Source organism: Candidatus Thermoplasmatota archaeon (assembly GCA_038884455.1).
Taxonomy (GTDB): Archaea; Thermoplasmatota; E2; order DHVEG-1; family DHVEG-1; genus JAWABU01.
Genome location: JAWABU010000021.1, coordinates 22,257 through 31,767, shown reverse-complemented (window position 1 = coordinate 31,767; position 9,511 = coordinate 22,257). Strand labels below are relative to the sequence as shown.

Here is a 9,511-nt window from a genome sequence, read left to right as displayed (position 1 = left end):
TTCGCAACTGTTGGATTAATCCTTTTCTTTGCGCGTCCCATCCAATGAAAAAATGAATGTTTCTTCCTTAATTATCTATTTCGGGATGAAGCCGCCCTTGAAAATTATGGGGCCTCGTATGTTTTATTATTCGGTGGCATGAAGGGACAACGATTCTGGAATTGGTATGTCCCAATACGGTATTCATCTCTAGATGACGCATCAAATTTTGAAACAAAATATATAAGTGATCTATATTTTGCTGATATCTATAAATATGATAGTACCAGTGGATATTGTTTTGACTCCTGGGATTCCAATAACAACGATATTTTTGCTGAATGGAATGCAAATAATAAAGATGTCCTGGATCTGTATCCTGATATGTACGTAGGACGATTGCCCTGCCAGTATCTGTTCCAAATTGATCCCCTGATCGATCGAATTATAACGTATGAGACAACAACGCATGGAAAAAGTTGGTTCAATTCAATAGTTGGTATCGGAGGAGACAGCTTTGATGATATTAGTTGGAATACCTCAACAGATTATATCGAAGGGCAAGTAGAGATCAACCATGCGTTAAATTTTATGACTGGGTTTAGGCAAATCCGTGTTTGGGTTGAAGATGGCGACATCCAGCTTACCACAGAGAATATGAAAAAAACTATTTCTGAGGGACATGGTTTTGTGATCTTTTCAGGTCATGGCAACCCAAGTTCATGGGCGACACATCCTCATGGAAATTTTAGTACGTGGATCGGTTTTGGTTTATCTTCGATAAAACAATTGACGAACGGGGACAAACGACCGATTCTCATCGTCGGTGGATGCCACAACAGCCAATTTGATGTATCACTGTTGAAGATTTTTGGTAAACGTGCACGGATATGGGGTGAGGCGACACCGAAATGCTGGTCGTGGCTAATGGCAACTGTTCCAAATGGTGGATCCATCGCAACGATCGGCTGTACTGGTCTTGGATATGGCACGATTGGAGATGGACCCAGTCCACCTGATGAGATCCCAGGATCAGTCCCCGATGGCATCCCTGATTGCATTCAATATCTTGGTGGTTGGATTGAATCTCATTTCTTTGATGTATACCGCAATCGAGATATTACTATTCTTGGCCAAACACATGGAACAACGATTACCGATTATCTTAATCAATTTCCAATTGATTGGGATATGGACTGGAATGATCATGAACAATCTGCGGCCTTAGTTGATTGTAAAACAGTTCAGGAATGGGTTTTACTCGGCGATCCAAGTCTCCAAATCGGAGGATATCAACAGTAGTCGACAGTAGCTGCCTGAAAATTTCTATAGTTTTAAAAGCTGAAGTTTTATTCGAAGTATCGTATGAGCGTAGAAACGTTAGTAGTAACTATCAAAGATTCTGTTGGAACCATAGTATTGAACCGACCTGAACGGTTAAATTCCTTTGATATACAACTTGGTCAAGAACTATACTACACATTGCATCAAATTCGCCAGAATCAAGATGTTCGCGTGGTTGTTCTGAGAGGCGCAGGGAACGGATTTTGTGGTGGTGGTGATATTAAAGAGATGTTTGCTGCTGCTGATAAACCAAAATTTTTACGGAAATTAACTCAGATGATACACCGTTGTGTTCTTGAGATGCGATCAATGGAGAAACCAATTATTATTGGAGTAAACGGATCTGCATTTGGTGCAGGTCTTTCGCTTGCACTTGCAGGTGATATCATTATCGCGGTTAAGGGAATAAAACTTGGCACGGCATTTATTGGTATCGGTCTTGCTCCAGGGTGCGGAACTCAGTTTTTTACAAGGCTTGTCGGATATCAGAAAGCTTGTGAATATATCATGACTGCAAAAACATTTACTGTCGAAGAAGCTGAACAGCTTGGAATTGTTAATAAGGTAGTAGATTCTGAAAAATTTGACGATACAATCCAAGAGTATTGTCAGATATTTAAACATCTTGCACCTGTTGCCGTTGGAAAGGCAAAAATGCTGATTAATAAAAGCATGGAAAACAATATGAAAAACCATCTTCAACTTGAAAGTAGAATTGCGTCTTATTCTGCAGGGACTGAAGATTTTACAGAAGGAATTACTGCTTTTATTGAAAAAAGAAAACCGATTTTTCAAGGTAAATAACTCAGGATTCGGCAATTGTTGAAATTTAGAGAGAAACATTTATGTATCGTTTATTTTATCAAATCCTGTTATTTTCCCCAGGAGAATATACCTATGAACTATTCAACAATCATGGTAACACAAAATAAAGACGTCGCAACGGTTGCGTTGCATCGTCCTGAGGTTCACAATGCATTTAATGAAAAAGTTATCGAAGAATTAATCAAATGTTTTAGATCGCTCAGTAATGATCAGTCAATACGGGTGATCGTGCTCACGGGTACAGGAAAATCATTTTGTGCTGGTGCTGATCTTTCATGGATGAAATCAATGGTTCATTTTTCCAAAGAAGAGAATCGAAGGGATAGTCAACAGATTCTTCAGTTATACGAAAGTATTTATGAATGTCCAAAACCAGTTATCGGCCGGATCAACGGTAATGCTTTTGGCGGTGGCGCTGGTTTAGTGGCGGTTTGCGACATATCTATTGCCAGCTCTGGTGCATTATTTGCTTTTTCTGAGGTTAAATTAGGAATTATTCCCGCAGTTATCTCATCGTTTGTTGCCGCTCGTTTGTCACCAGCAGTGATGCAACGATTATTTATTACGGGAGAACGTTTTGATGCTGAATACGCAGTAAAAATAGGATTGATTGATTACGTCGTCGATACTCATCTGCTTGATGAAAAAGTACAATTGTATGTTGATGTACTTCGCTCATCAGGTCCAGAAGCAATCAAAGAAGTAAAAAACCTCATTCGATCGATGCGTCAGATGGGCCAGTCATCGTATAAAATGTTTACCGTTGAAAAAATCACGCAACTTCGTGTATCACCAGAAGGACAAGAAGGGATTACAGCGTTTCTTGAAAAAAGAAAATCGAAATGGAGCGAATAAGGAACTATGTTTAAAAAAGTGTTAATTGCAAATCGTGGTGAAATTGCGGTTCGCATCATAAAAGCCTGTCAAGAACTTGGTATTTCAACGGTTGCTATTTACTCTGAAGTTGATAAGCGAGCGCCTCATGTTCATCTCGCTGATGAATCAATAAATCTTGGAGATCCGACACCATCTGAAAGTTATCTTAATATTTCAAAAATCGTTGAATGTGCACAAGAAGCAAATGTTGAAGCGATTCACCCTGGCTATGGCTTTTTAGCTGAGAATCCTGATTTTGCACAAGCATGTATCGATTCAGGTATTGTTTTTATTGGGCCATCTCCTCAAGTTATTAAACTCATGGGTGACAAGATTCAGGCAAAGAAAACCATGGAAAAAGCACAGGTCCCTATCATCCCAGGATATCACGGTGTAAAACAGGATATTCAAAGTCTTGAAAAAGAAGGGAAAAAAATTGGTTTTCCCTTACTGATCAAAGCAACTGCAGGTGGTGGCGGTAAAGGAATGAGGATCGTTCATCATGAAGATGAACTTGCTCAGGCGATTGAAAGTGCAAAACGTGAAGCAAAATCATCGTTTGGCAATGACTCGGTCTTTATTGAAAAATATCTTGATAAACCTCGTCATATTGAATTTCAGATTCTTGCAGATCATCATGGTCATATTATCCATCTGTGTGAACGTGAATGTTCGATCCAACGGCGGCACCAGAAAATTATTGAAGAGTCACCATCTCCGATTTTAACACCACAACTTCGGGCTGAGATGGGAAAAGCAGCTGTTGCAGTTGCACGAGCTGCTGGTTACACCAATGCAGGTACCGTTGAATTTATGGTCGACAGTAAAAAACATTTTTATTTTATGGAGATGAACACTCGGTTACAGGTTGAGCATCCAATTACTGAGATGACTACAGGAATCGATTTGGTCAAATGGCAGCTGAGAATTGCATCAGGAGATCAACTCGCGTTACAACAGGATCAGATCTTCCAACGAGGCCATGCACTCGAAGTGCGTATTTATGCAGAGGATCCTGCAAATGGTTTTCTCCCAAGTGTCGGAGTTATATCAAAGGTTGAACAGCCGCAAGGACCGAACATTCGGAATGATTCTGGTATTGAACAGCATATAGAGGTAACTCCCTATTATGACCCGATGCTTGCGAAATTGATTGTTGCTAGTGAAACTCGTGAGGAAAGTATCCAGAAGATGCTTTGGGCTTTATCACGGTATGTGATACTTGGTGTGACGACAAACATTTCGTTTTTAAAACAAGTCCTCGATCATCCTGAATTTAAAAAAGGAAATATCACGACCCATTTTATTCAAGATCATTTTCAAGAACTAATGGTCGCAAAGAAGAAATTACCTCTTGAAGCAATTCTGGCATTAGCTGTTTATGATTCAATGCATACCCAACGACATGAAATTGTCCGGTATAAAGAAGCAGATCCTCATTCTCCTTGGAGAAATATAGGTCGATGGCGGGTTGGTGTGTAGGTATGTTTATTAATTATGAGTATGAAAATTATGTGTATAACGTCATTGTTGAACGGCGAAATAACGAGTTTTATATCACATATGATAATATAGAATATACGTTAACAGCGGTAGAACAAAAACCAGGACAATTAGAGTTACATCTTGGCGATCGTCATATCAAATGTGTTATATCTCAAGGTGAAGATGAAAAATATGTTTTTCTTGATGGGAACGTGTATAAAGTCCGACGGGTTGAACTCACGGGTCGAAAAAAAACCGAAAAAAAAGAAGGAGATCTAAATTCCCCAATTTCAGGTATTGTGGTACAAGTCAAAGTTCCTGAGGGTGCAATAGTCAAAAAAGATGAGGTGATTCTAGTTATCGAAGCAATGAAAATGGAATACCTTATCCGGGCACCATATGCCGGTCGTATAAAAAAATTGTTTTTTAAAGAAAAAGATAAGATTGAAATCGGTCAAAAAACCGCAGATATTGAAAAACTTGAAGGAGAATAACTATGGAAATTATTGAAACTTCAGTGAATACTCAAACCAAAGAATATAAAGAAAATTTTGAGCACTATCAATCATTAATAAACGATTTGAAAGAAAAAATTGCCCAGGTACAGAAAGGAGGAGGGACCGAAGCAGTTAAACTTCATAAATCACGAAATAAAATGCTCGTACGAGAACGTATTGATGCATTACTTGATCCAGATACACCGTTTATGGAGTTTAACTCTCTTGCTGCGTATAATATGTATGAAAATAAAGCACCATGTGCAGGTATCGTCACCGGCATTGGTTTGATTCATGGCCGTGAGGTCGTTGTAGTTGCAAACGACGCAACAGTAACCGGAGGAACGTATTATCCGATTACGGTAAAAAAACATCTTCGTGCACAAGAAATAGCTATGGAAAATAATCTCCCGTGTATTTATCTAGTCGATTCAGGGGGTGCCTTCCTTCCGATGCAAGATGAAGTATTTCCAGATCGTGAACATTTCGGTAGGATTTTTTATAATCAAGCTAAAATGTCATCTATGCAAATCCCGCAAATCGCAGTTGTGATGGGGTCATGTACCGCAGGAGGAGCATATGTGCCTGCGATGTCTGATGAAACCGTAATTGTAAAAGGAACTGGAACGATTTTTCTTGGGGGACCACCGTTAGTCAAAGCTGCAACCGGTGAAGAAGTAACTGCTGAGGAATTGGGTGGTGCTGAAGTGCATTGCCGAGAAAGCGGTGTTTCTGATCATTATGCTGTTGATGATGCTGATGCAATTCGAATTACCCGCAATATTGTTGAAAATCTAAATCGTCCTGAAAAGACCCATCTTGATATCCAAAAACCAGAAGAACCATTATATGATATTAAAGAAATCTATGGGATTATCCCAAAAGATCCACGGAAACCATTTGAGGTGCGAGAGATCATTGCTCGGATTGTCGATGGTTCAAAATTCCATGAGTTTAAAGCGCTGTATGGTACAACGCTGGTCTGTGGATTTGCTCGAATCATGGGGTATCCTGTTGGAATCCTTGCAAATAACGGGGTGCTATTTTCAGAATCAGCATTAAAAGGTACGCATTTTATTGAATTATGCTGTCAACGGAAGATACCGCTTGTGTTTCTCCAAAATATTACCGGTTTTATGGTTGGGCGAAAATATGAAGCAGGCGGTATTGCAAAAGATGGAGCTAAAATGGTGACTGCAGTAACCTGTGCACAAGTCCCGAAATTTACGGTTCTCATTGGTGGTTCTTTTGGTGCGGGTAACTATGGAATGTGCGGACGAGCATACGGACCTCGACAACTTTGGATGTGGCCGAATGCACGGATCTCAGTCATGGGTGGCCAACAAGCAGCTACGGTATTACTTACAGTAAAACGAGATCAACTCTGGCGTAAAGGTATTGAGCTAAGTAAAAAAGAAGAAAAAGAAATCACAGATCCAATCCTACGAAAATATGAAACAGAAGGAAGTCCATATTATAGCACTGCCCGAATTTGGGATGATGGTGTGATCGATCCTGTTGATACACGAACCGTGTTAGGGTTAGGTATCTCTGCTTCGTTAAATGCATCGATTCCTGACTGGAAGCCCGGTGTTTTCCGTATGTAACCTTAATTTAAGGCTATCGTATGAAATATGATGTCATTGTTGTTGGAGCAGGGCCTGCTGGCGCAACCGCGGCAACGGTTCTTGCAGAACAAGGTAAAAAAGTTCTGCTCATAGATAAAGAAAAATTTCCTCGAGATAAACCCTGCGGGGGTGGTTTGCCAACTCGAGTTCTTCAACAATTTCCGTTTATTCAAAAATTTATCGACGCCTCTTCTTACGGGAGTATCACGTATTCGTCATCGCTTCAGTATAAACTTTCAATTATCAGAAAAAAACCAATGCTCTTTATGATTCGACGAACTGTTTTTGATGAAGGTCTCGTTAAGAGAGCAGAGAAAAAAGGAGTTCACCTGGCATTCGAGAAAAAAGTTATCGATCTTTGTATCTATGAGGATAAAGCTCAGGTCGTTCTTGACACCGGAGAGATATTTGAAGCAGATCTTATTCTTGGGTGTGATGGTACCCAGAGTATTGTTGCTGAAAAAAGCGGTTTACGTTCTTCTCCTGAACCTCGATGTGTTTGCATTGTACAAGAACAACCACTTGAACGAAAACAAATAACAAAATTTTTTACACAAAAAAGAATTGTGCATATTTTCATCAAAGTTAAAGGTATTGCTGGTTACGGATGGGTTTTCCCGAAAAAAAATTCAGTCAATATCGGCGTAGGTGAGTTCCAATCAGCAGTCGGTGCTGAAGCTGATAAAAGAAATCTAAAACAGGTCTATGAAGAATTTGTCGAACTTTTAAAAAAAGAAACAATCATTCCTGCAGACTTTTCAATTGAAAACATTCGCGGGGGGATTTTACCGGTGTTTCCATTACAAAAAACATATACACATCGTGTTCTTCTCTGTGGTGACGCAGCAGGATTTATCAATGCAATCACGGGAGAAGGGATTTACTATGCTATGAAATCCGGTGTTCTGGCTGCTGAAACAAGTATTAAGGCATGCACTCTTCATGACTTTAGTGAAAAAACATTATCAAACTATCAAAAGCTGTGGAAAGCAGCGTTTGGTAAAGATTTGGAACTGTTCGGACGATTTAACAATCAATGGGGTAAAAGCTCAGATCATTTTATTAAACTGCTCTCACTGGATAAAACGTTAGCAAAGTTGGTGATCGGGGCAACTGGCGGTCAACTGAGCTTTTCTCAGTATAAATATATTATTTTTTTACGGTACTTGTATGTCCGTATGAAAAGTTATCTTATCTGGGGAAAAAAAGAAAAAAAAGAAGGATTATTTTTTCCGTAATTCACGACGTAAAATTTTCCCAGAGATCGTTTTAGGTAATTCTTCCATGTATTCAATGATCCGTGGATACTTGTAAGGCGCGGTTACCTTTTTAACATGTTCCTGGAGTTCTTTCGTTAAAGTCTCTGATGGTTTGTAGCCTTTTGCAAGAACAACATATGCTTTAACAACAATACCGCGGATTCCTTCAGGGTCTTCGACACCGACAACAGCACATTCTGCAACTGCAGGGTGTTCTATCAATGCTGATTCGACTTCGAACGGTCCGATTCGATATCCCGATGATTTGATAATATCATCATCGCGTCCGACAAACCAGAAATACCCCTCCTCATCTTTGTATCCCTGATCACCAGTGTAGTAATAGTTATGCCTGAATGATTTTTTCATGATGTCTTCATCTTTCCAATATTCCTTAAACAGACCAGGAGGTCTGCCATTACCTAGATAGATCGCAATATTTCCGGTTTCACCTGGTTTAAGTTCCTTGCCGTTATCATCAACAATTCGAACATCATGGCCTGGCGTTGGTTTACCAACTGAACCATATTTTAACGGCATGAATGGATAATTCGAAAGCACGCAGACCGTTTCTGTTTGTCCATAAAAATCATAGATCTCAAGTCCAAATGCTTCTTTCCAAACTCGGATCACTTCAGGGTTGAGCGGTTCTCCAGCACTCATACAATGCCGTAATTTTAGGTGATACTGTGACAAATCCAGCTGAATAAGCATCCGATAGACCGTTGGTGGTGCACAAAACGTGGTGACTCCATATTTTTCCATAGCTCTGAGAAGCCCATCAGGGTTAAATCGACCAGGAGTCTCCCATTGGATTACTGCTGCGCCAACGATCATCTGGCCGAAGAGTTTACCCCAAGCGGCTTTTGCCCATCCGGTTTCTGAGACGGTCCAATGAAGATCACGGCTTGTTAAGGACTGTGCATATCGCGCGGTGACTTCATGACCGATAGGATAGCTGTGTGTGTGGAGCACCATTTTTGGATGACCTGTAGTTCCAGAAGTAAAATAGATCAACATGGGATCAGTAGCAAGAGTTTTCTCTTTTGGTGATATCGTAAGTTCTCGCGATACCTTGCTCATTTCTTCTGACATATGAAGCCACCCATCACGTTTTCCATCAACAAGCATGCAATGTTTTAAGGTTTTACACTGTGGAAGTATTGCTTCGACTCGTTCCGCATGATCAAGATCAGTTAAAATCATACATGCTTCTGATCGATTAATGCGGTATTCGATATCTTTTGAGGTCAACAGCACGGTTCCCGGCATGGCAACAACACCAAGTTTAAACATCCCAAGTAAAGCAACATACCATTCAGGGATGCTCTGCAGAATGACGAGAACTCGATCACCTTTTTTGACGCCGATGTTTTTCAGCACATTGGCAAATTGATTAGATAAGACTTTCAAATCGTAAAATGTATGATATCGTGCGTTTTCTCCTGTTTTATCAATTGATATCAAAGCAAGTTTTGTTCGATCCTCTGCCCATTGGTCCACGACATCAAAACCAAAATTGTAATATTTTGGCACATTCCAAGTAAAATGTTTGTAAATTTCTTCATATTGATCTTTTTTCTTTGGTGGCTTACATACTATTTCTCTTTCGCTCATA

General features: G+C 39.9%; 7 protein-coding genes and 1 pseudogene. 7 read left to right on the top strand and 1 reads right to left on the bottom strand.

The window, feature by feature from the left end; all coding sequences use genetic code 11:
* Positions 1 to 114: 114 nt before the first annotated feature.
* The 7 genes and pseudogenes from QXL17_04960 (at position 115) to QXL17_04930 (ending at position 7,872) form a co-directional block, all read left to right on the top strand.
* Positions 115 to 1,281: pseudogene (locus QXL17_04960) on the top strand (C25 family cysteine peptidase).
* A 63-nt stretch (positions 1,282 to 1,344) separates the two neighbouring features.
* Positions 1,345 to 2,127, top strand: a complete 783-nt coding sequence (locus tag QXL17_04955; protein ID MEM4258483.1) for an enoyl-CoA hydratase/isomerase family protein — start codon at positions 1,345 to 1,347, stop codon at positions 2,125 to 2,127.
* A 93-nt stretch (positions 2,128 to 2,220) separates the two neighbouring features.
* Complete coding sequence (locus QXL17_04950) at positions 2,221 to 3,003, top strand: enoyl-CoA hydratase-related protein (GenBank protein MEM4258482.1); 783 nt, start codon at positions 2,221 to 2,223, stop codon at positions 3,001 to 3,003.
* A gap of 6 nt (positions 3,004 to 3,009) precedes the next feature.
* Positions 3,010 to 4,506 (top strand): acetyl-CoA carboxylase biotin carboxylase subunit, encoded by a 1,497-nt coding sequence (gene accC, locus QXL17_04945; GenBank protein ID MEM4258481.1) that lies wholly within the window; start codon positions 3,010 to 3,012, stop codon positions 4,504 to 4,506.
* A gap of 2 nt (positions 4,507 to 4,508) precedes the next feature.
* Positions 4,509 to 5,003 (top strand): acetyl-CoA carboxylase biotin carboxyl carrier protein subunit, encoded by a 495-nt coding sequence (locus QXL17_04940; protein ID MEM4258480.1) that lies wholly within the window; start codon positions 4,509 to 4,511, stop codon positions 5,001 to 5,003.
* Positions 5,004 to 5,005: 2 nt separating this feature from the next.
* Entirely contained in the window at positions 5,006 to 6,613 is a 1,608-nt protein-coding gene (locus QXL17_04935) for a carboxyl transferase domain-containing protein (protein ID MEM4258479.1), read from the top strand.
* A 20-nt stretch (positions 6,614 to 6,633) separates the two neighbouring features.
* Positions 6,634 to 7,872, top strand: a complete 1,239-nt coding sequence (locus tag QXL17_04930) for a geranylgeranyl reductase family protein (GenBank protein MEM4258478.1) — start codon at positions 6,634 to 6,636, stop codon at positions 7,870 to 7,872.
* Here QXL17_04930 and QXL17_04925 read toward each other — a convergent pair.
* Positions 7,858 to 9,510 (bottom strand): AMP-binding protein, encoded by a 1,653-nt coding sequence (locus tag QXL17_04925; GenBank protein MEM4258477.1) that lies wholly within the window; start codon positions 9,508 to 9,510, stop codon positions 7,858 to 7,860. The genes QXL17_04930 and QXL17_04925 overlap by 15 nt on opposite strands.
* Position 9,511 lies beyond the last annotated feature (1 nt).

What these genes read in the sequence shown, in the direction of transcription:
- QXL17_04950 (MEM4258482.1), top strand. Translation starts at nt 2,221, where the DNA reads ATGAACTATTCAACAATCATGGTAACACAAAATAAAGACGTCGCAACG.
- QXL17_04940 (MEM4258480.1), top strand. Translation starts at nt 4,509, where the DNA reads ATGTTTATTAATTATGAGTATGAAAATTATGTGTATAACGTCATTGTT.
- QXL17_04935 (MEM4258479.1), top strand. Translation starts at nt 5,006, where the DNA reads ATGGAAATTATTGAAACTTCAGTGAATACTCAAACCAAAGAATATAAA.
- accC (MEM4258481.1), top strand. Translation starts at nt 3,010, where the DNA reads ATGTTTAAAAAAGTGTTAATTGCAAATCGTGGTGAAATTGCGGTTCGC.
- QXL17_04925 (MEM4258477.1), bottom strand. Translation starts at nt 9,510, where the DNA reads ATGAGCGAAAGAGAAATAGTATGTAAGCCACCAAAGAAAAAAGATCAA.
- QXL17_04955 (MEM4258483.1), top strand. Translation starts at nt 1,345, where the DNA reads ATGAGCGTAGAAACGTTAGTAGTAACTATCAAAGATTCTGTTGGAACC.
- QXL17_04930 (MEM4258478.1), top strand. Translation starts at nt 6,634, where the DNA reads ATGAAATATGATGTCATTGTTGTTGGAGCAGGGCCTGCTGGCGCAACC.